This is a genomic window from Nocardioides limicola, assembly GCF_016827675.1.
Classification (GTDB): Bacteria; Actinomycetota; Actinomycetes; order Propionibacteriales; family Nocardioidaceae; genus Nocardioides; species Nocardioides limicola.
This window is the reverse complement of record NZ_JAERJA010000002.1, coordinates 504,440-524,024: the sequence shown is the minus strand read 5'-3', so window position 1 is coordinate 524,024 and position 19,585 is coordinate 504,440. Positions and strand designations below refer to the sequence as shown.

Genomic DNA, 19,585 nt, shown 5'->3' with positions numbered 1-19,585 from the left:
TCCTGGAGGTGAGGGGTCACGGGTAGAGGCCGCGTTGCAGGTGCGCCTGGGCGACCCGTTCGACGGCGAGGCAGGTGGCGGCGGTGCGCAGTGGCACCTCGAGTCGGGTGGCGTGGCCGTGGACCCGTTCCCAGGCCGCGGTCATCCGGTCGGCGAGTCGGGCCTCGACCTCGTCCGCGGACCACCAGTAGGCCTGGTTGGCCTGCACCCACTCGAAGTAGGAGACGATCACGCCGCCGGCGTTGGCCAGGATGTCGGGCACCACGATCTGTCCGGCCGCCTGCAGGATCACGTCGGCCTCGGGGGTGGTCGGGCCGTTGGCTCCCTCGACGATCACCCGCGCCCGCACCGAGGCCGCGTTGCCGGCATGGATGACCCCCTCCACGGCTGCCGGGACCAGCAGGTCGACGTCGAGGCCGAGCAGGTCCGGGATCGGGTCGCTGCCGGGGAGGTCGACCACCGAGCCGGTCGCGGCCACGTGGTCGGCGAGCGCGTGGATGTCCAGTCCGGTCGGGCAGCCGATCGCGCCGTACTGGTCGGAGACGGCGACCACCCGCACCCCCGCGTCGGTCAGGAAGCGGGCGGCGTGACTGCCGACCTTGCCGAAGCCCTGCACGGCGGCGGTGGCGCCGGCGGGTTCGATGCCCGCGGACCGAAGCGCTGCCAGGGCCACGTGTACGACGCCACGCGAGGTGGCCGTGGCGCGACCCAGCGAGCCGCCCAGGCTGAGTGGTTTGCCGGTGGTGACGCCCAGGACCGTGTGGCCCTGCTGCACCGAGTAGGTGTCCATCAGCCACGCCATCGTGTCCTCGTCGGTGCCGATGTCGGGGGCCGGGATGTCGCGCTCGGGGCCGATCAGCGGGCTGATCTCGCTGGTGTAGCGGCGGGTCACCCGCTCCAGTTCGGCGCGACTGTAGTTGCGGGGATCGATCCGTACGCCGCCCTTCGCGCCGCCGTAGGGCACGTCCAGCAGGGCGCACTTCCAGGTCATCCACATGGCCAGCGCGCGGACCTCGTCCAGGGTGACGTCGGGGGAGTAGCGCAGGCCGCCCTTGGCCGGGCCGCGGGAGAAGTTGTGCTGCACGCGGTGCCCGATCAGCAGTTCGACGGCGCCGTCGTCGCGGCGCAGCGGGATGGAGACAGTGACCTCGCGGCGTGGGGTGGCCAGCATCGTGATCAGCCCGTCGTCATAGCCGAGCAGGGTGGCCGCCTCCCGCAGCTGGGTGCGGGCGTCGTTGAGGGGCCCGCCGTCGACGGCGGGCAGGGTGGTGAGGGTCATCAGGCGTCCTTGAAGACCAGTTCCAGCACGTCGAGTGCCTCGGCGAGCAGGTGGTCGGGGATCGATAACGGGGGCAGGAAGCGCAGCACGTTGCCGTAGGTGCCGCAGGTCAGCACCACCACCCCTTGGGAGTGCGCGGCGGCGGCGACGGTGCGGGCCAGTTCCGGGTCCGGATCGGTGCTGCCGGGGCGCACCAGCTCCACCGCGACCATGGCGCCGCGGCCCCGGATCTCGCCGATCCGCGGATCGCCGAACGAGGCCAACCGCTCCTTCATGGTCGTGCCGATCGCGCGGGCGCGGCCGACCAGGTCCTCGGCCTCGATGGTCTCGATCACGGCCAGCGCGGCGGCGCAGGCCAGCGGGTTGCCGCCGTAGGTGCCACCCAGGCCGCCCACGTGCGGGGCGTCCATGATCTCGGCGCGGCCGGTCACCGCCGCCAGCGGCAGTCCGCCGGCGATCCCCTTGGCGGTCACGATCAGGTCCGGGACGACACCTTCGTGGTCACAGGCGAAGAGGTCGCCGGTGCGGGCGAAGCCGGTCTGCACCTCGTCGGCGACGAAGACCACGCCGTTCGCGGTGCACCACTGCGTCAGCGCCGCCAGGAACCCGTCGGCGGGGACGATGAAGCCGCCCTCGCCCTGGATCGGCTCGATCACCACGGCGGCCAGGTTCTCCGCGCCCACCTGCTTCTCGATCACGTCGATGGCTCGTCGGGCGGCCTCGGCGCCGGAGAGGCCACCGTCGCGGAACGGGTAGGAGAGCGGCGCCCGGTAGACCTCGGCGGCGAACGGTCCGAAGCCGTGCTTGTAGGGCATGTTCTTGGCCGTCATCGCCATCGTCAGGTTGGTGCGCCCGTGATAGGCGTGGTCGAAGACCACCACGGCCTGCTTGCGGGTGTGCGACCGGGCGATCTTGACGGCGTTCTCCACGGCCTCGGCGCCGGAGTTGAACAGCGCGGTGCGCTTCTGGTGGTCGCCGGGGGTGAGCCGGTTCAGCGCCTCGGCGACCCGCACGTAGCCGTCGTACGGAGTGACCATGAAGCAGGTGTGGGTGAAGGAGGAGAGTTGCTCGGCGACGGCCTCGACCACCCGTGGTGCGCTGTTGCCGACGCTGGTCACGGCGATCCCGGAGCCCAGGTCGATCAGCGAGTTGCCGTCGGCGTCGACGAGGACGCCGCCGCCGGCGGCGGTCACGTAGACGGGCAGGGTGGTGCCCACTCCGGCGGCGACGGCGTCGTGCTTGCGGGCCTGCCAGGCGCGGGAGGCGGGGCCGGGGATCTCGGTGACCAGGCGTCGTACCTGGGGGAGGGTGGGTCCGCCGGCGGTGGAGGTGGGGTTCATCGGTCTCCCTCTCGTAGGTCTGAGTCGAGTCTGGCCCCCGACAAGTATGCTGTCCAATACTTGTCTGGCAGGTGCTACATGCATAGGAGGCATAGTGGAGCTGCGACATCTGCGCTACTTCGTGGCCACCGTCGACTGCGGCACCGTCAGCGCGGCGGCCGACCACCTGCACGTCACCCAGCCGGGCCTCTCCCGCCAGCTGCGCCAACTCGAGACCGAGCTCGGTGTCGACCTCTTCGACCGCCGTTCCGGCCGGCTCACCCCGTCCCGGACCGGCCGGGCGTTGCTGCCGATGGCCAGGGACCTGCTGGAGCGGGCGGAGGCGCTGCGGACCGCGGCCACCTTCCATGCGCATGGTCGGCTGGACCGGGTGACGATCGCGGCGCCCACGGTCACCCTGACCGACGTGGTCGCGCCGTTCATCGCCACGCTGGCCGTGGGCGAGCCGACGGCTTCGGTCTTCGAGGCAGACGCCCGGGATCCGGTGGCCGCCCTCCACGCCGGCGCTGATCTGGCGATCGGCACCGTCCGCCCGCCCGCGCCGTACCGGGCCGTGGTGCTGGCAGTGCTACCCGTGTGGGCCTATCTGCCGCCCGACCATGAGTGGGCCGGGAGGAGCAGGGTGCCGCTGGCCGAGGTGCTGGCCACCTCGGTGATCGTGCTGCCACCCTCGGTCACCTCGCGGCAGGCGTTGGAGACCGCCGTCGCGGCCACGGGTGCGTCGTACGCCGATCGGCTGGAGGTGGCCAACGGGACGGTGGCCCAGGCGCTGGCGGCGTCCGGGCGCGGGGTGGCGGTGGTCTCCGACGATCCCCGGTTCGGGTTGGCCAGGGTCGCCGTCGACGACGGCGACCACCCGCTCGGGGTGCGGTTGATCGCGGTCTGGGACCGCCGACACCCGGCCGCCGCGACCATCGAGACCCTCGCCGCCCGGATGGGGGAGTCGGTGCGGGAGCGGTACGGGGTCACCAACTGACCGATTCCCGTACGTTCCGCACCTCCGGAGCGAGCTTTTGGTGCAGAACGTACGGGAATCGAGGGCTCAGCCGAGGCTGGCCATCACGTGCTTGAGTCGGGTGTACTCCTCCAGGCCGTACGACGACAGGTCCTTGCCGTGGCCTGAGGACTTGAACCCGCCGTGGGGCATCTCCGCGACCAGGGGGATGTGCGTGTTGATCCAGACGCAGCCGAAGTCGAGGGTTCCCGAGACCCGCAGGGCGCGGGTGACGTCCCGGGTCCACACCGAGGAGGCCAGCCCGTACTCGACCCCGTTGGCGCACTCGAGGGCCTCGTCGTCGGAGTCGAAGCTCTGCACCGTGATCACCGGTCCGAAGATCTCGTTCTGGCTGAGCCAGTCCTCCTGACGCAGCCCGGCGATCACCGTCGGCTCGACGTAGAACCCGACCTCGCCCTGGCGACGACCGCCGGCGACGACCTTCGCATGATCCGGGGTCCGGTCGATCGCCTCGAGCACCCGGCGGAGCTGGTCGGCGTTGTTCAGCGGGGGGATCCACGCCTCCTCGTCGTCGGGGGAGCGGCCGTACGTCGTCACCGCGCCGCGAGCCTGCTCGGCGAGCAGGGTGGTGAACTCCTCGGCCACCGACGCATGCACCAGCACCCGGGTGGCTGCTGTGCAGTCCTGGCCGGCGTTGAAGTAGCCGGCCATCGCGATCCCCTCCGCGGCTGCGGCCAGGTCGGCATCGGCGAAGACGATCACCGGCGCCTTGCCGCCGAGCTCGAGGTGGGTGCGTTTGAGTCGTTCACCGCCGGCGGCGGCCACCTTGCGGCCGGCCGCCACCGAGCCGGTGATCGACACCATCTGCGGGGTCGGGTGCGCCACCACCGCGGCACCTGTGTCCCGGTCGCCGACGACCACGTTGAAGACACCGGCGGGAAGGTGTCGAGCCGCGATCTCGGCGAGCATCGTGGTCGACGTGGGGGTGGTGTCGCTGGGTTTGAGCACCACCGTGTTGCCGGCGGCCACCGCCGGCACGAACTTCCACACCGCCATCATCATCGGGTAGTTCCAGGGGGTGACCTGACCGATCACGCCGATCGGCTCCCGACGTACCCACGAGGTGTGGCCGGCCAGGTACTCGCTGCCGGACTTGCCCTCCAGCAATCGGGCGGCGCCGGCGAAGAAGCGGATCTGGTCCACCATCGGGCCCACCTGCTCGGCCTTGTTGATGTGCGCCGGTACGCCGGTGTGTCGCCCCTCCACCTCGACGAGTTCGTCGGCGTGCGCCTCGACGTCGTCGGCGAAGGCCAGCAACGCACGTTGACGTTCCGAGGGCGTGGTCCGACTCCACCCGGTGAAGGCGCGCCGGGCGGCCGCGTAGGCGCGGTCCACGTCCTCGGCGGTACCGATCTGGGCCACGCCGTTGCACTCGCCGGTGCGGGGGTCGACCAGCTCGAAGGTGCTGTCACCGGAGGAGTCGACGTACTCGCCGTCGATGAAGCTACGGACCGGGTTCGGGTTCATGGGGCTGGTTCTCTCTCTCGGGGGTCAGTTGCTGTCCGCGTCGCGGGTCAGTCGCTGCGACAGGTAGACCGGCACCATCGAGACGAGGATGATGACGGTCGCCACGACGTTGAGCAGCGACTGCTGGTTGGGGCGGGCCATGTTGTTGAGCATCCACAGCGGCAGCGTCTCCACCCCGGGCGGAGCGGTGAAGATGCTGACCACGATCTCGTCGAAGCTGAGCGCGAAGGCGAGCAGTCCGCCGGCGGCGAACGCGGTCCGGAAGCCGGGGAACGTCACCTTCCGGAACGTCGTCAACGGGCCGGCGCCCAGATCGGCAGAGGCCTCCTCCAGTCGGGGGTTCATCCGGCTCAACCGCGCCTGCACGTTGTTGAAGACCATCACCACGCAGAAGGTCGCGTGGGCCACGATCAGACCGAAGAAGCCGACCTGGATGCCGATCGGCTCCAGCACGTTCTTGTAGGTGTTGTTGAGCGCGACGCCGGTGACGATCCCGGGCAGCGCGATGGGCAGGATGATCAGCAGGTTGATGGTGTTCTTCCCGAAGAAGTCGTAGCGCTGCAACGCCATCGCGACCATCGAGCCGAGCACCAGTGCGATCGCGGTCGCGCCCAGGGCGGTCACCAGGGACACCCAGAGCGCCTCCCGGATCGCGTCGGTCTGGGAGGCCCGTTGCCACCAGTGCAGCGAGAACGACTCGATCGGCCAACTGGAGATCTGGGCCGCGTTGAACGAGTTCGCCATCACCAGCAGCAGCGGGGCGTACATGAAGGTGAGCACGGTGGCCGCGACCAGGCCGAGGGCCCATTTGGTGGCGGGGGCGAGGTGGAACATTGCGTCAGAGCTCCTTCAGGGCGCCGGTACGCCGGATCGCGAACAGGTACAGGCCGACCGCCAGGATCGGGACCACGGAGAGCGCTGCAGCCAGGGGCGGATTCAGGTTCACGTTCTGGTTGATCAGGGTGCCGAGCATCTGCACCTTGGCGCCGACGAACTGGGCGGCGATGAAGTCGCCGAGGCTGAGCGAGAAGGTGAACAGCGATCCGGCGATCATTGCCGGCATCAGCAGTGGCAGTACTACCGTCCGCAGCGTCCGCCAGGTGCCGGCCCCGAGGTCGGCGGCGGCGTCGAACAGGTTCGGGGGGATCTGCCGCAGCGCCGTGTAGACGGGCAGTGCCATGAACGGGAACCACAGGTAGGTCAGCGTCAGCACCACCGCCGGCAGTCCGTAGCCGGGGCCACTGAGGCCGTAGGGGGCCAGCAGCCAGTTCACCGGCCCGGAGTCACCGAGGCTGATCCGCATCGCGAAGACCTTGACCAGGTAGCCGGCCCACAGCGGCAGCGTGATCGCCATCGCCAGGAAGTTCCGCCACCTGGGTGAGGCGACCTTGGCCATGAAGACGCCCAGTGGCAGCGCCAGCGCCGCGCACAGCAGGGTGACCAGCAGGGCGACCCCCACGGTCCGTGCCGCAGTGCGCAGGTACGCCGGGGTGGTCAGGATGTTCTCGAAGTTGCGGAGCGTGAAGCCCGGGATCACCTTGGAGGTGAACGGGTCGGTGGTCCAGAACGCGGTCACCAGCAGCAGGGCCAGTGAGACGAGGTAGACGCCGACCATCCAGGCCAGCGGCAGGCTGAGCAGCCCGTAGAGGCGAAGTCGCGGGTGAGCGTGCAGCAGGGTGGCGAGCCGGTTGCCCGCGGGGCGGGTGGCCTCCGGTGGGTGCGCGGTGTCGGTGGGGCGGGTGTCGAGCATGCCGTCGTCCTTCGTGGGAGGGGACATCGGTGGCGGGCCGGGTCGGCCCGCCACCGATGGGGTCAGCCCTTGACCGAGGCCCAGGCCTCGGTCCACTGCTGGTAGTTCGTGCAGCTGACGTCGGTGCGGCCGTCGATGCACTGCTCGATGGGCGTGGTCCAGAACCAGACGTTGGAGTAGTAGTCCTCGTCGGTGGCGTGGAACGTCTCGCAGTGCGCCTCGTTCTCCGGGGACCCCTCACAGGCCTTGGAGTTGGCCGGGGCCATCCCGAAGTTGCGGGAGATGGCGCCGTTGATGTCGGCCTGGGTGGCCCAGTCCATCCACAGGTAGGCGCAGTTGGGGTTCTTCGGCTCGGCGGCGATCATCCAGGTGTCGGACCAGCCGGTGGAGCCCTCCACCGGGAGCACGCCGTCGTACCCCTCGCCGAGCACGTTGAGGATCACCTGCCAGCTGGTGCCGACCGTGCTGGTGCCGCTCTGGAACGAGGAGACGTTGTTGGTGTAGAGCGCCCAGTACTCGCTGACCAGGTCGTTCTGCTGCTTCAGCAGGTCTACGGCCGCCTTGAGCTGGTCGCTGTCCAGGGCGTAGGGGTTGGTGATCCCCAGGTCGGGCTGGTGGTGCATCAGGTAGACCGCTGCGTCGGCGATGTAGATCGGGGAGTCGTAGGCGATCACCTTGCCGGCGTACGGGCTGTCCTTCTCCCACACCACGTTCCAGCTCGTCGGCGGCGCCTCCACGTCGGCGCTGTTGAACTGCAGGATGTTGGCGCCGCGACCGATCGGGACACCGTAGGCCTGGCCGTTGACGTGGTCGTAGATCTGGCCCTTCATGCCGTCCACCAGGTCACCGAAGTGCGGCACCAGGTCGAGGTTGATCGGAGCCACGTCGCCGCCGGCGATCAGTCGCAGGCTGGCGTCACCCGAGGCGGAGACCAGGTCATAGTCCCCGCTGCGCATCAGCGTCACCATCTGGTCGCTGGTCTCACCGATGCGACGGTTGACCTTGCAGCCAGTCTCGGCGGTGAACTCGGTGACCCAGTCGGCGTCGGGGTTGTTGGAGCCGTCCTCGACGAACCCGGGCCAGGCGATGATGTTGACCTGGCCCTCGGGGTCCCCGAGCGCCTCGTGGGCAGGGATGTCGGGGACGTCCAGAGTGAATCCCGAGCTGCCTTCGTCGGAACAGCCGGCGACAGCCAGCGTCAGGGCTGCGGCCAGACCGGCCGCGGCGGTGCGCTTCAACTTCATGGTTTCTCCTAGGTGGTGCGGGTGGGGGAACCGGGGATGGCGTAGAGGTCGCTGGGCGACCAGGTCAGGTGCACGGCGTCGCCGCGTCGGTGGCTGGCGGAGTCGTCGCCGGCCGGGCGGGTGGCCATCACGGTGGTGCCGCCACGGAGCTCGACGACGTAGGTGGTGGCCGGGCCGGAGTAGACGACCTCGGTGACCACGCCGGTGACCGTCGGGGCGCTGTCGGTGGGTGCGGCGGCCGAGAGACGCAACCGCTCGGGGCGGATGCTCAGCAGTTCGCGGCGGCCGAAGAGTTCGTCGGCGAGCTCGGGCTCGATGATGTTCGCGGCGCCGAGGAAGCCGGCGACGAACGTGGTCGCGGGGCGTTCGTACACCTCGGTGGGGGTGCCCACCTGTTCGATGCCGCCCTCATGGAAGACGGCCACCCGGTCGCTGAGGGTGAGGGCCTCGTCCTGGTCGTGGGTGACCAGGACGAAGGTGATGCCGACCTCGCGTTGGATCGCCTTCAGCTCGATCTGCATCTGCTCGCGCAGTTTGCGGTCCAGGGCGCCCAATGGCTCATCGAGGAGCAGCACCCGTGGCCGCAGCACCAGCGCCCGGGCCAGCGCCACACGTTGCCGCTGGCCACCCGACAACTGGGAGGGGAGCCGGTCGGCGAGGTGGTCGAGGTGGACACGAGCCAGGGCCTCGGTGACCTGTCGCCGGAGCTCGTCGCGGGCGACCTTGCGCACCGCCAGGCCGTAGCCGACGTTGTCGGCCACGCTCATGTGCGGGAAGAGCGCATAGTCCTGGAAGACCGTGTTCACCTCGCGGTCGAAGGGGGCCTTGCGGGTCACCTCGGCCCCGTCCAACAGGATCCGGCCGGCGGTGGGCTGCTCGAAGCCGGCGATCATGCGCAGCACGGTGGTCTTGCCCGAGCCGGAGGGGCCGAGCATCGAGAAGAGTTCGCCCCGGGCGATGTCCAGGTCCAGGTTGCGTACGGCGACCGTCTCGCCGAAGTGCTTGGCGACCCCGCGCAGCGAGATGGCGGGCGCTGAAGCCTCGGCAGCCGGGGGAGTGATCGTGGCAGGTGCCGTGGTCGATCGCATGGCCTTGCTCCTTGGTCGGTGTGATGCAGGACACTGACCATAACATCTGGAACCAGATGTTTAAGTAAAGATTGTGTTTCAGATGTTTTAAGTCCTGGTGGTCCGGGAGACAATGGCCGGGCACCGCGCCCAGGCGGGGCCGGGAAGGGCGAGGAGGAGCCGTGAGCAACGGGGCTGCGCATGTGTCACGGATGCATGCCGGCGTCTTCGCGCCGTTGGGCGACGACGGTCGTGCCGCGCTGGTGGAACGCCGGATCGCCCAGGGCATCCGGGCCGGGGTGCTCGGCGACGGGCAGAAACTGCCCAATGAGTTCGAGCTTGCCAAGGCGTTCGGGGTGGCAGTGGTCACCGTCCGTGACGCGCTCGGCAACCTCCGTGATCAGGGGCTGATCACCACCCGACGCGGCCGCGGCGGTGGCAGCTTCGTCTCCGCGTCCCGCAGTGAGAGCACTCGGGCCAACGAGTCGTTGCTGCTGGCCACCCCCCGGGTGGTGCTCAACGACCTGGCTCTGCACTACCGAGCCATCGCCACCGGTTGTGCCGAGCTGGCCTGCCAGCGGGCGGCCCCGGGTGAGACCGACGTCCTGCTCGCGATCCTGGAGCGCAACGCCGACGCCGACGCTCAGGTGTGGCGCAACGTGGTCACCGACGTCCAGTTGGAGCTCGCCGCCCTGGGCCGCTCGGCTCGGCTCACCCGCGAGCACATGGCCCTACAGCGAGAGTTGGCGCCGCTGTTGTCGTTGCAGGACAGCGACCCGAGCGCCAGGCGCGCCAACCACGCACACGTCCTCGATCACCTCGAAGCGGTCCGGGCCGGCGATGTCGACGCCGCCCGTGCGGTGCTCGCCGCGAGTGTGGACGAGACCGTGGTGTGGCTGCTCAAACGACGCCAAGTGCTGCTGCGGGAGACCGCCATCGAAGACAAGGGGCTCGACCATGCTGACCGGAACTGAGCGGGACGAGCTGCCGGTGGCAGCGGAGCGGATGGACGCCTTCTTCGAGCGGATCCTCGGGGTGCTCAGCGAGTGGCAACCGATGCTGCGTCGGGACCTGGGGGATGCGCTGCGAGCCGGCCGGTTGACCGCGGAGCGGATCGAGTCGCTGATCCAGCCGGCCGCGCACGAAGCGATCGACCAGAGCTTCATCTTCGGCGCCGGCTTCATCGTGGACACCGAGGTGCTGGTCGGCGGCGGCAGCCCGCTGGCCTGGTGGCAGGGCCCGGAGAAGAGTCGACTGGCCAGTACCAGCGAGTTCGCCGACCGCGGCTACATCGAGTACCAGCGACTGGAGTGGTTCCGCGTGCCGCGAGAGACCCGGCGTACCCACGTCACCGGACCGTATGTCGACTACCTCTGTAGCACCGAACTGACGTTGACCACCTCGATGCCGCTGACCCTCGACGGCGTCTTCGTCGGGGTCAGTTGCATCGACGTGCTGGTGGAGTCCCTGGAGCCGGCTCTCACGCTGGCCTCGGATGCCGCCGGTGCCGACGTCTCGGTGGTCAACGCCGACGGCCGGGTGGTGCTCTCCACGTCGCCGCGGTGGGCGACCGGTGACGTGCTGCCTCCGGGGTCGGAGGACCTGCCGGCGGCGATGTGCCGGGTGGCCCCGTTCCGGGTCGTGCGGCACTGACCGCGAGGGCGAGCCGGAGGGGACCGGGGGCGGCTACTCGGCCTGAAGATGCTCGACCAGGTCCGTCCGGATCGCCTCGGTCAGGTCGTCGGTGACGGTCCGCGACGTCTCCTGGGCCAGCTCGCTCGAGGACCAGGCCTGCTCGATCGCGGCCGCCACGTCGATGGTGCGGGCCTTCTCCACATGCGGCTTGCTGACCTCGCGGGCCACGTACCTGGCCACGAACCGCTTCACCTCGACCTCCATGCCGACGACCCGCTGCAGCAGACTCCCGCGCAGCCCGGATGCGCGCAGTTCCAACTCGATGTCCCGGGCCCGGGGCGCGGTCACCTCGAGGCGCAGGGCCGGCGGGTGCATGGCCTTGGCGGTGAGCAGCAAAGGCACGGTGAGGTCGGCGGTGAAGCGGTGCGTCTCCACCTGCAGGTCGACGGTGAACTCCAGGCTGACCGGAAGCGCTGCCATGAAGGTGACCTCGTCACCGGGCACGGTGGTGACGGTGGCGGCGCCGATCTTGCCGGTGGCCGCGACCTTCGCGAGCTTCCCCGGGCCGACCCCGATCGGACCGAAGTCGATCGGCTGGCCGGCGAGGAAGTCGATGCCGGCCTCCACCCGCTCCCGGGACACGGCCACCTCGAAGAAGGCACGCCCGAACTCCGCATAGCTGCAGTACTCGTCGGCCATGTGGTGATGCTACTCGCGGTTCCGCCAGCGTCCACGGTGTACGACCTCGTCGGTGCCGATCCGGACGCGACGCGACGGCGAACCCGACGAGCCGGCATCGTCGATCCGGTGCCCGATGGTGAGGGCGCCGACCGGCCGGTGCGAGTCCGGGATCCCGAACTCGTCCCGGAAGGCGTCCACCCGGGAGCCGGGGATGCCGAAGAAGCAGGCGCCCAACTCCTCGTCCACCGCGGTCAGCAGGATCAGCAGGGACGCCATGCCGGCGTCGACGTACCAGTACGGAACCGGCCATCGCTCCTCGGAACGGTCGGTCCAGCCCTTGTCGGGTTGGGCGTAACGATCGAGATAGGCACCCTTGTCCGTCAGCGGCACGATCACCACCGGGGCGGTGCGCATCCCGTCCAGCCAGGGATTGCTGGCGTCCGGGTCGGGGCTTGTGCTGCGCCAGAAGCGGGCGACGTCCGCAGGCGTGTCCAGCCGCAGGAACGCCCACCCCTGGCTGAAGCCGGCGCTCGGGGCTCGGATCGCGTGCTCGAGCAGGCGGTCGACGACGGCCGGGTCGACGGGCTTGTCGGCGTACCGGCGCACCATCCGCCGCCGGCGCACCACCTCGCGGAATTCCATGCATCCAGCCTTCCATGGTCCATCGAGCCGCCGCGAGTGGTGTGGCTGCCGAGGGTGGGGGCACACTTGGTCGGCGTGACCGACTTCCGCTGCTCCGCTGCCGGGTCTGCGGAGCCGTTGGCGGGCACGGCGCCCACGGACTCGTCGTGGTTGTTCGTGGAGTACGCCGGGCCGTGGGGTGCCAAGGCGGTTGCCGAATCCCGGTTGCCGACCGACGTCAGAGAGTTCCTGGGCGGTCTCGACGGGGTCCGGGTGCAGTTGATCCGCCGGCACGGCGAGCGGGTCACGCCGGGCGTGCGGATCTTCGTGGCCCGGTTCGGCGATCACGCGGACAGTCGGGTCGAGACGGCGGTCCTCGACGACCACCGGGACCTGCTCGACCTCGACCTCGACCCCCCGCGTCTCGGCGTCCCGGGTCTCGACCCGCCGCGTCTCGGCGTCGGCACCGGGCTGACGCCGTACGCCGAACCCCTGTGGATGGTCTGTACCAACGGGAGTCGGGACCGCTGCTGTGCCGAGGCGGGGCGGCCGATCGCGGCGACGTTGGCTGCGCAGTGGCCGCAGCAGACCTGGGAGACCACGCATCTGAGCGGACACAGGTTCGCCGGCACCCTGCTGGCGCTGCCCAGTGGGGAGTGTCTGGGCCGGCTGGATCCGGAGTCGGCGGTCGCCGCCGCGCAGGCCCTCGAGGGCGGCACGGTGCCGCTGACGGTGTCGCGGGGGCGGGCCGGCTGGTCCGGCGAGGTCCAGGCGGCCGTGCAGGCGGTCCGCGACCGACAGCAGGCCACCGGACTGGCCGAGGTGGCGGTGACCGGAGTGGAGTCGCACGACGCGGGCGCGCGGGTGCAGCTCGCGGTCCGCGGTGAACGCTGGGACGCCCTGGTGCGCACCACGACGGGGCCGGCGATCCGGATGAGTTGTGCCGACCTGCCACTCAAGCCCGCCCCCCGGCACGAGGTGGAGCTGGTCCGCGGCGAGTGACCGCAGGCCGTTCGCCTGCCCAAGGCCGTGGCCTTCGACGAGTCCGTCACCGAGGTCGAGGTGACGGTCGTCGGCGAGGCGCGGGTGATCTCGCCCGGCCTTGCGCGTGCCGCAGGGCTGAACCTGGTCACCAGGAGCACCGCCGAGTTCGAGAGGGTGGAGCGCTTGCCGGTCGAGCGCTGGTAGGGGCCGTGCGCGCACCCGACTGCTTGACTGGACGTCATGGGGACACGACCGACCGCGCTGGTGCTGGGTGGGACCGAGTTCCTCGGGATCCACGTGGTGGAAGCTCTGCTCCGCGACGGCTGGGAGGTCTCGCTCTTCAATCGTGGCGTCACCAACCCCGACCTGTTCCCTGCCCTGGAACGGCTGACCGGCGATCGTGACCACGACGCCTCCGCCCTGGCCGGTCGCAGCTGGGACGTCGTCTACGACCTGTCGGGTTTCCACCCCGACCAGATCACCCGGGTCGCCGAGCATCTCACCGGAGGATGCGGGCACTACGTCTTCGTCTCCACAGTCTCTGTGTACGCCGGGTTCACCGAGCCGGGCATGACCGAGGAGGCGCCGCTGGCCGAACTGCCCGGACCGGTGCCCGACAAGATCGACCAGGCCTCGTACGGCGCCGGCAAGGCCCTCTGTGAACGCCGGGTGGCCGAACGGTTCGAGAGTCACACGATCGTCCGCCCCACCATCATCGCCGGCCCACACGACCCGACACCCCGCTTCACCTACTGGCCGGTGCGGCTGTGTGAGCCGGGGCCGCACCTGGTGCCGCCCCGGCTGGACGTCCCGGTGCAGTACCTCGACGCCCGAGACCTGGCCGACTGGCTGGTCCGGGTGGGCGCCGGCCGGATCGCCGGTGTCTACAACGCCGCTGCCGACCCGATGCCCTTCGCCGACTTCCTCGACCAGGTGGTGGCCGGAATCGACGCGCAGCTGCAGGCGGTGCGGTTGACTGTGGAGCAGGCGGAGGCGGCCGGGCTGCGCCCGTGGGTGGACCTGCCGCTGTGGCTGCCACCCGCAGAGACCGCGATGCGGGGGTTCCTCCAGGTGGACGCCACCGCCGCGCAGGCGCAGGGGCTGCGGACGCGCCCGCTCGCGGACACCGCTGCGGACACCCTCGCCTGGGCGCTCGAGGGCGCCGCCCCCGACTTCGCGTTGACCCGGGAACGCGAGGCCGAGATCATCGCCGCCCATCGCGATTAGCGAATCTGTGCCCGCAGCATCCTGGCGGCCGCGTCGACCGTGACGTTCTCGCCGATGCGGTCACCGGGTCGATGGTCGAGTGCCGCCGAGGGACGAGGCGGTGTATCGAGGCCATCACGGTCGACCAGTGGCCTCGATACGTCTGCTCGTTCCTCGCAGACACTCGACCACCGAAGTCACGCTGCCGTGGACCGTCGCAGCCTCAGAACGCGGCTCGGACCTGCTCCTCGGTGAGGCCGTAGTCGGCCAGCGAGTAGTGGTGCGCTGGCCGACGGCCGCCCGATCGGGATTCCGCGTCGATCGCCGCCACGGCGGCTTCGGCGGCAGGGGTCCAGTCCAGCCCGAACGCGGCGTAGATCTTCTGCACCGTCGCCACCGGCTCGGTGACGAACTCCGCGTAGTCCACGTCGATGAACTGTGCCGGGTCGTACGACGCCCGGGCCTCGGTGAAGCGCCGGTAGGAACGCGACAGCATCTCCAGCTGGGTGCGCCCGATCGTCTCGCTCACGAACGTCGTCGAGTGCCCCGCGGTCGCCTCGGCCGACAGTGAGCACGCGGAGGCGATCGAGGTCACCGGATCGCGGTGCGTGTAGACGATCAGCGCATCGGGATACACCGTCATCAGCGCGTCCAGGGCCACCAGGTGCGAGGGGTTCTTCAGCACCCACCGCTTCTCGGTGTCGTTGAGCCCGATCACCTGCAGGTTGGCCTTGTGCCGCGCATAGGCGTCCGTCCAGTCCGTCTCGGCCAACCACGCGGAGTAGCGCGGCACATGCGCCAGCGACTCGAACCCGATCGACTTCCCCGTCTGCCGCAGCAGCCGCCAGCACTCCTCCGGGCTGGTCGCATCCATGTAGTGGATGCCCATGAACTCGGGGTTGGTGACGTGATGCTCGGCGAAGGCCGACTGCATGGCGGCGAAGATCGGGTCGGACTCCCAGGTCTCCCGCGGCGGCCGCGGCTGCGGGTACTCGGTCAGCCACAGCTCCAGGCCCTGGTGCCCCGGGTCCGCGCACAGCAGTCGGTGCAGCGCGGTGGTTCCGGTGCGTGGCAGGCCGACCACGAAGATCGGCCGCGTGATCGGCACCTGCGCGTACGACGGATGGGCCGCCATCTGCGCCTGCATCAGCAGCCGCCCCACCAGGGCGCTCTTGACCTGCGAGCGCTGGAAGTAGTTGCCGACCGGGGTCAGGCCGGCGTCCGGGGCGGCGAGGTCATCGACCAGCAGCCGTAGCCCCTCCTCGTGCGCGGTGCCGCCGAAGTCGTCCAGGCCGGTCGTCCGGATCGCCGCGGCGGCGATGTCGTCATAGCTCCCGACGTCGCCGCGTTGCCGGGGCTCAGTTGGCATGGAACTCACCGCAGTCGACGTTCAGCATCTGGCCGGTGACCGCGCCGGCGAGGTCGGTGGCGAAGAAGAGCGCCGCGCGGGCGACCTCGTCGGGAGTGGCCAGCCGCTTGAGGTCCGTCGGCGCCGCCTTCTCGGCGTACACCTCCTCGTGGGTGCGGCCCGATTCGGACGCCAGCCAGTCGAAGTACGCCTTGTTGACGTCCTCGTAGATGTAGGACGGCGCGATCGAGTTCACCCGGATCCCGCGCGGGCCGAGTTCGGTGGCCAGCGACGAGGCCAGGTGCGCCAGCGTGCCCTTGGAGAGCTTGTAGCCGGCGAACTCCGGCTGGGACTGGTAGAGCACTGCGGAGTTGATCATCACGATCGAGCCGCTCGACTCGGCGAGCGCGTCGGCGAAGAGCGCCGAGAGTCGCAGCGGAGCAAAGACGTTGGTCTCCTGGGCGCGTCGCAGCCCGTCCAGGTCGAGGGTCGTCAGCGGGTCCATCGGCGGGATCCCGAAGGCGTTGTTGATCAGGCAGTCCACTCGCCCGAACTCGGCCACCGCGGCATCACGCAACCGCTCCCGGTCGGCCTCCGAGGTGATGTCGCAGGGCACCACCAGCGCTCGGCGGCCCAGCTCCCGGACACGGGCGGCCATCTTCTCCAGGCGGGACTCGGTCCGGCTGGCCAGCACCAGGTCGGCGCCGAGCCGGGCAGCCTCCTCGCCGAGGGCGCGGCCCAGGCCGGGGCCGACCCCGGAGAGCACCACCACTTTGTCCGTCAACAGCGTCACGAGATCATCCTCCTGGCCACGCCGACCTGGCGGGCTTCGATGCGGGTGGCGTAGTCGGCCGGGGTGACCCGGCCCGCCTCGGGATACGGCAGGTGTGCGGCGAGATCGGCGAACGGCACCACCTCGACGCGGGGGCCGTCGGCGGCGGTCAGGTCCCGGCTGAGGCGCTGCCAACGCAGCATCATCACCCCGCGCCGATGCCCGGTCGTCTCCAGCCAGTTGGCCAGCCCCGGATCGGACTCACAGACGACGTAGCGGATCTGGCCGTCCGGGTCGATCTGTGACTGGGCCTTGGCCAGCGACGTCTGATGGTGCTCGTAGTCGGTGGAGACGTACCACCTCGAGCCGATCTGGATCGCCTGGTACGGCGCGGCGTCACAGGCCGGCACGGTGATCACCAGCGCCTGCTCACCGCCGGGGGCGTCGGGCCCGGCCAGCTCGTAGTGGCCGAGCGAGGAGAACTGGCTGGCCAGGCCGCCCGGTGTCGACTTCGGCACGGTCAGGGTGTTCACCGGCTCGGTGTAGGTGAACCACTCGGGGAACGCGAACCAGGTCTTGATCCGGCCGATCAGCATCTTCGCGGCCACGCCGTAGCGCTTCGCCACCCGGTCCACCTCGGCCGGCCCGCGCGGGACGCCGGCGGTGTCGAGTCGCTGCAACCGCAGCGTCCCTCGCTCCTCGCGCACCCAATCGTCGTACACCTCACGGACGATCAGGGTGGCCCCCTTGGTCAGCCCCAGTTCGGGTCCGAATCGCCACTCGAAGCAGCCGTCGTCGCCGATCTCCAGCTGCCGGTCGTCGAAGGCGGCCAGCGTGTTCGGTGCCCCCGCGGCGGAGTAGGTGCCGTCCATGATCTGGAAGGAGAGGTCGACGGTGCTGCCGCGGCGGCCCGTCAGCAGGTACGACGCGCCTTCGGTCAGGTAGGCGTTGAAGTAGACCGCGTCCGGATTGTCCAGCCCCTGCCGGGCGTACTGGTGGGTGGGGTTGATCAGCACCGGATGGTCGAGGTCGTAGTCGAAGGCCATCTGCAGCGACGACCGGATCGACCCGGCCAGGTAGTCCAGCCCCTCGGCGAGCTCCTGCTCGCTGATCTCGAACGGCGGATTGCGGATCAGCTGCTCGGCCTCGGCCACCGCCTCGACGAACGCCCGGGACGCATCGTCGGCCATCAGGACACCTTGGCGATGACGTTCTCGGCGTACCCCTGCAGGTGCTTGATCTTGACCTCCAGCGGCTCGGTGTCCGGGCCCTTGATGTAGGGGACCCGGAAGCCGACGATGCAGTCGGTCACGCCTCGGTCCTCGAGCCGCTTCACGCCGTCGGGGGTGTAGGCGTCGAACGAGATCACGTGCACCTCGAAGTCGTCGCGGTCATCGCCCTCGGCCTTGCGGATCTCGGCGAGCCGGGTCAGCAGCCGGTCGAGCTCCTCACCGTCGCCGCCGGCGTGCATCCAACCGTCGCCCTTGAGGACGGCCCGGCGCAGCGCCGCGTCGGAGTGGCCACCGACCAGGATCGGCAGCTTGGCGCTCGGTGCCGGGCATTGCTTGATCTCGGGCAGTTGGTAGAACTCGCCGTCGTAGCCGAAGAAGTCTCCGGTGAACAGGCCGCGCAGGATGTCGATGCACTCGTCGGTGCGCTTGCCGCGTCGGGCCCACGGAACCCCGAGTGCGGTGAAGTCCTCCGGCCACGGGGAGAGGCCGACGCCGAGGGTGAGCCGGTTGCCGGAGAGGTGGGCGATCGAGGAGGCCTGCTTGGCGACCAGCACCGGGGGGCGGACCGGCAGCTTCAGGACGAACGGGGTGAACCGCAGCGTGGTGGTCACTGCCGCCAGGTGGGCGCAGAGGATCAGCGTCTCGATGAACTCCTTGTCCTCGAGGAACTCCCGGTCGCCGGTGTCGGTGTAGGGGTAGGTCGCGTCGGACTCGCGCGGGTAGATGAGTGAGTCGGCCACGGTCATCGAGGTGTAGCCGGCCGCCTCTGCCGCCTGGGCGAGCGGGGCGTAGTAGGACGCGTGCGTCATCGCTTCGGCGTAGGTGAATCGCATGACTCCTACACTAGAACGTGTTCTAGAATTATGGAAGGGTGGTGGCATGGACATCACCGAGATCTCCGACCGGCTCGAGATCACCGCTCTGATCACCCGCTACACCCGTGCCGTGGACACCGCCCAGTTCGACGGCATCGACGAGGTCTTCCTCGACGACGCAGAGCTGGACTACAGCTCCGCAGGCGGGCCGGTGACCACGCCGGCACAGGCCAAGCCGTTCATCGCCAACCTGCTCGGCTTCGAGCGGTGGCAGCACGTCATCGGCCAGGTCGAGATCACCCTCGACGGCGACACCGCCCACGCCACGGCGTACTTCATCAACCCGATGGTCGCCAAGGGTGCCGACGGTGGCGAGCAACTGTGGGAGGTGGGCGGCTACTACCACCACGACCTGGTGCGTACGCCGGACGGCTGGCGTTCTCGGCGGATGGTCGACGAGTTGGTGTGGACCCGGATGCCCTGACCTCGCCCCGGAGGACGCCGGGTGTGCTGGCGATTCGGTGGGCTTGGCGCTCTGCAGCAGAATGCAGGCGTGAGGTTCGGTGAAGAGCGGCCCGTGCTGGCCGGCCTGGTGGCCCTGTTCGGGGTGGCGCTGGCCGTGGGAGTGATCCTGGGCGGCGTCGTCATGCTCGGGGCCAAGGTCACCGGCATCGGTGGCAGTGCCAGCGACCCGGCAGCCACCGGCACCGGGGGTGGCGAGACGCTCTACATCCCGGAGTTCACGGCTCCCGACCATGCCGGCGAGCCGACGGTCACCCTGGCGCCGGGCGACGAGGACGAACCCGAGGACCTGGTCGACCCCGAGGCGTCGGTGGGGCCGGACGAGGACGAGGAGCCCGAGTCGATCAACCTCAGCGCCTCGCAGACGTCGGTCAGCCCGATGGGACGGATCGACCTGACGGGGACCTGGCGCACCGGCGAGGGTGCGATCCTGATGGTGCAGCGGTTCGACAACGGCGGGTGGATCGACTTCGGCGTCACCGCCTCGGTCCGCGGGCAGACCTTCAGTACCTACATCCAGACCGGCCGCCCCGGCGAGCAGCGGTTCCGGATGCGGGACACCGACTCCGATGCGGTGTCCAACGAGGTCACCGTCGCGGTCGGCTGA

21 protein-coding genes are annotated in these 19,585 nt (G+C 70.0%); 8 read left to right on the top strand and 13 right to left on the bottom strand.

What is annotated here, in order from left to right:
• Positions 1-16 precede the first annotated feature (16 nt).
• Together JKG67_RS06530 and gabT are read right to left on the bottom strand one after the other, a co-directional pair.
• Complete coding sequence (locus JKG67_RS06530) at positions 17-1,279, bottom strand: Glu/Leu/Phe/Val family dehydrogenase (protein ID WP_203336452.1); 1,263 nt, start codon at positions 1,277-1,279, stop codon at positions 17-19.
• Positions 1,279-2,619, bottom strand: coding sequence for a 4-aminobutyrate--2-oxoglutarate transaminase (gene gabT, locus JKG67_RS06525; protein ID WP_203336451.1), 1,341 nt, complete (start codon positions 2,617-2,619; stop codon positions 1,279-1,281). Before gabT ends, JKG67_RS06530 begins: the two co-directional genes overlap by 1 nt.
• Positions 2,620-2,713: 94 nt before the next feature.
• Here gabT and JKG67_RS06520 point away from each other — a divergent pair, with 94 nt between their 5' ends.
• Positions 2,714-3,595 carry a LysR family transcriptional regulator gene (locus JKG67_RS06520; RefSeq protein ID WP_203336450.1) on the top strand — a complete coding sequence of 294 codons (882 nt, stop codon included), beginning with the start codon at positions 2,714-2,716 and terminating at the stop codon, positions 3,593-3,595.
• Between the two features lie 66 nt (positions 3,596-3,661).
• Here JKG67_RS06520 and JKG67_RS06515 read toward each other — a convergent pair whose 3' ends face one another.
• The 5 genes from JKG67_RS06515 to JKG67_RS06495 form a co-directional block, all read right to left on the bottom strand.
• Complete coding sequence (locus JKG67_RS06515; protein ID WP_203336449.1) at positions 3,662-5,101, bottom strand: aminobutyraldehyde dehydrogenase; 1,440 nt, start codon at positions 5,099-5,101, stop codon at positions 3,662-3,664.
• Between the two features lie 24 nt (positions 5,102-5,125).
• On the bottom strand, positions 5,126-5,935 hold the full coding sequence (locus JKG67_RS06510) for an ABC transporter permease (protein ID WP_203336448.1): 810 nt from the start codon (positions 5,933-5,935) through the stop codon (positions 5,126-5,128).
• 4 nt (positions 5,936-5,939) lie between these two features.
• A complete protein-coding gene (locus JKG67_RS06505; RefSeq protein WP_203336447.1) occupies positions 5,940-6,851 on the bottom strand; it encodes an ABC transporter permease in 912 nt (303 codons plus the stop codon).
• A gap of 62 nt (positions 6,852-6,913) precedes the next feature.
• Positions 6,914-8,095 carry a type 2 periplasmic-binding domain-containing protein gene (locus tag JKG67_RS06500; RefSeq protein ID WP_203336446.1) on the bottom strand — a complete coding sequence of 394 codons (1,182 nt, stop codon included), beginning with the start codon at positions 8,093-8,095 and terminating at the stop codon, positions 6,914-6,916.
• Between the two features lie 8 nt (positions 8,096-8,103).
• Complete coding sequence (locus JKG67_RS06495) at positions 8,104-9,183, bottom strand: ABC transporter ATP-binding protein (RefSeq protein WP_203336445.1); 1,080 nt, start codon at positions 9,181-9,183, stop codon at positions 8,104-8,106.
• A gap of 161 nt (positions 9,184-9,344) precedes the next feature.
• Here JKG67_RS06495 and JKG67_RS06490 point away from each other — a divergent pair, with 161 nt between their 5' ends.
• Positions 9,345-10,136 (top strand): FadR/GntR family transcriptional regulator, encoded by a 792-nt coding sequence (locus JKG67_RS06490; RefSeq protein WP_203336444.1) that lies wholly within the window; start codon positions 9,345-9,347, stop codon positions 10,134-10,136.
• On the top strand, positions 10,120-10,815 hold the full coding sequence (locus JKG67_RS06485; RefSeq protein ID WP_203336443.1) for a cache domain-containing protein: 696 nt from the start codon (positions 10,120-10,122) through the stop codon (positions 10,813-10,815). The genes JKG67_RS06490 and JKG67_RS06485 overlap by 17 nt, the downstream gene beginning before the upstream one ends.
• 33 nt (positions 10,816-10,848) lie before the next feature.
• Here the strand turns inward: JKG67_RS06485 and JKG67_RS06480 are convergent, their stop codons facing one another.
• Both JKG67_RS06480 and JKG67_RS06475 read right to left on the bottom strand, forming a co-directional pair.
• Positions 10,849-11,496, bottom strand: coding sequence for a hypothetical protein (locus JKG67_RS06480; RefSeq protein ID WP_203336442.1), 648 nt, complete (start codon positions 11,494-11,496; stop codon positions 10,849-10,851).
• Positions 11,497-11,505: 9 nt separating this feature from the next.
• Positions 11,506-12,120 carry a nitroreductase family protein gene (locus tag JKG67_RS06475; protein WP_203336441.1) on the bottom strand — a complete coding sequence of 205 codons (615 nt, stop codon included), beginning with the start codon at positions 12,118-12,120 and terminating at the stop codon, positions 11,506-11,508.
• Positions 12,121-12,195: 75 nt separating this feature from the next.
• Between JKG67_RS06475 and JKG67_RS18840 the strand changes: the two genes are divergently transcribed.
• Genes JKG67_RS18840 through JKG67_RS06460 form a run of 3 tightly spaced genes read left to right on the top strand, consistent with a single transcriptional unit; the run spans position 12,196 to position 14,310 of the window.
• On the top strand, positions 12,196-13,101 hold the full coding sequence (locus JKG67_RS18840; protein ID WP_203336440.1) for a sucrase ferredoxin: 906 nt from the start codon (positions 12,196-12,198) through the stop codon (positions 13,099-13,101).
• A 27-nt stretch (positions 13,102-13,128) separates the two neighbouring features.
• Positions 13,129-13,287, top strand: a complete 159-nt coding sequence (locus JKG67_RS06465; RefSeq protein WP_203336439.1) for a PIN domain-containing protein — start codon at positions 13,129-13,131, stop codon at positions 13,285-13,287.
• Positions 13,288-13,323: 36 nt separating this feature from the next.
• Positions 13,324-14,310 carry an NAD-dependent epimerase/dehydratase family protein gene (locus tag JKG67_RS06460; protein ID WP_203336438.1) on the top strand — a complete coding sequence of 329 codons (987 nt, stop codon included), beginning with the start codon at positions 13,324-13,326 and terminating at the stop codon, positions 14,308-14,310.
• A gap of 202 nt (positions 14,311-14,512) precedes the next feature.
• Here JKG67_RS06460 and JKG67_RS06455 read toward each other — a convergent pair whose 3' ends face one another.
• The 4 genes from JKG67_RS06455 to JKG67_RS06440 are packed head-to-tail and all read right to left on the bottom strand — an operon-like array spanning position 14,513 to position 18,474.
• Entirely contained in the window at positions 14,513-15,658 is a 1,146-nt protein-coding gene (locus JKG67_RS06455) for a sulfotransferase family protein (protein WP_203336437.1), read from the bottom strand.
• A complete protein-coding gene (locus JKG67_RS06450) occupies positions 15,648-16,430 on the bottom strand; it encodes an SDR family oxidoreductase (protein WP_203336436.1) in 783 nt (260 codons plus the stop codon). The genes JKG67_RS06455 and JKG67_RS06450 overlap by 11 nt, the downstream gene beginning before the upstream one ends.
• On the bottom strand, positions 16,427-17,599 hold the full coding sequence (locus tag JKG67_RS06445) for a hypothetical protein (RefSeq protein ID WP_203336435.1): 1,173 nt from the start codon (positions 17,597-17,599) through the stop codon (positions 16,427-16,429). The genes JKG67_RS06450 and JKG67_RS06445 overlap by 4 nt, the downstream gene beginning before the upstream one ends.
• A complete protein-coding gene (locus tag JKG67_RS06440; protein ID WP_203336434.1) occupies positions 17,599-18,474 on the bottom strand; it encodes a TIGR03619 family F420-dependent LLM class oxidoreductase in 876 nt (291 codons plus the stop codon). The genes JKG67_RS06445 and JKG67_RS06440 overlap by 1 nt, the downstream gene beginning before the upstream one ends.
• Before the next feature lie 46 nt (positions 18,475-18,520).
• Between JKG67_RS06440 and JKG67_RS06435 the strand changes: the two genes are divergently transcribed.
• Complete coding sequence (locus tag JKG67_RS06435; protein WP_203336433.1) at positions 18,521-18,940, top strand: nuclear transport factor 2 family protein; 420 nt, start codon at positions 18,521-18,523, stop codon at positions 18,938-18,940.
• Positions 18,941-19,009: 69 nt separating this feature from the next.
• Positions 19,010-19,585: a hypothetical protein gene (locus JKG67_RS06430; protein ID WP_203336432.1), complete on the top strand. Its 576-nt coding sequence runs from the start codon at positions 19,010-19,012 to the stop codon at positions 19,583-19,585.

Coding starts and splice junctions, on each gene's coding strand:
- JKG67_RS06530 (WP_203336452.1), bottom strand. CDS start 1,279: ATGACCCTCACCACCCTGCCCGCCGTCGACGGCGGGCCCCTCAACGAC.
- gabT (WP_203336451.1), bottom strand. CDS start 2,619: ATGAACCCCACCTCCACCGCCGGCGGACCCACCCTCCCCCAGGTACGA.
- JKG67_RS06515 (WP_203336449.1), bottom strand. CDS start 5,101: ATGAACCCGAACCCGGTCCGTAGCTTCATCGACGGCGAGTACGTCGAC.
- JKG67_RS06510 (WP_203336448.1), bottom strand. CDS start 5,935: ATGTTCCACCTCGCCCCCGCCACCAAATGGGCCCTCGGCCTGGTCGCG.
- JKG67_RS06505 (WP_203336447.1), bottom strand. CDS start 6,851: ATGCTCGACACCCGCCCCACCGACACCGCGCACCCACCGGAGGCCACC.
- JKG67_RS06500 (WP_203336446.1), bottom strand. CDS start 8,095: ATGAAGTTGAAGCGCACCGCCGCGGCCGGTCTGGCCGCAGCCCTGACG.
- JKG67_RS06495 (WP_203336445.1), bottom strand. CDS start 9,183: ATGCGATCGACCACGGCACCTGCCACGATCACTCCCCCGGCTGCCGAG.
- JKG67_RS06485 (WP_203336443.1), top strand. CDS start 10,120: ATGCTGACCGGAACTGAGCGGGACGAGCTGCCGGTGGCAGCGGAGCGG.
- JKG67_RS06480 (WP_203336442.1), bottom strand. CDS start 11,496: ATGGCCGACGAGTACTGCAGCTATGCGGAGTTCGGGCGTGCCTTCTTC.
- JKG67_RS06475 (WP_203336441.1), bottom strand. CDS start 12,120: ATGGAATTCCGCGAGGTGGTGCGCCGGCGGCGGATGGTGCGCCGGTAC.
- JKG67_RS06460 (WP_203336438.1), top strand. CDS start 13,324: ATGGGGACACGACCGACCGCGCTGGTGCTGGGTGGGACCGAGTTCCTC.
- JKG67_RS06455 (WP_203336437.1), bottom strand. CDS start 15,658: ATGCCAACTGAGCCCCGGCAACGCGGCGACGTCGGGAGCTATGACGAC.
- JKG67_RS06445 (WP_203336435.1), bottom strand. CDS start 17,599: ATGGCCGACGATGCGTCCCGGGCGTTCGTCGAGGCGGTGGCCGAGGCC.
- JKG67_RS06440 (WP_203336434.1), bottom strand. CDS start 18,474: ATGCGATTCACCTACGCCGAAGCGATGACGCACGCGTCCTACTACGCC.
- JKG67_RS06435 (WP_203336433.1), top strand. CDS start 18,521: ATGGACATCACCGAGATCTCCGACCGGCTCGAGATCACCGCTCTGATC.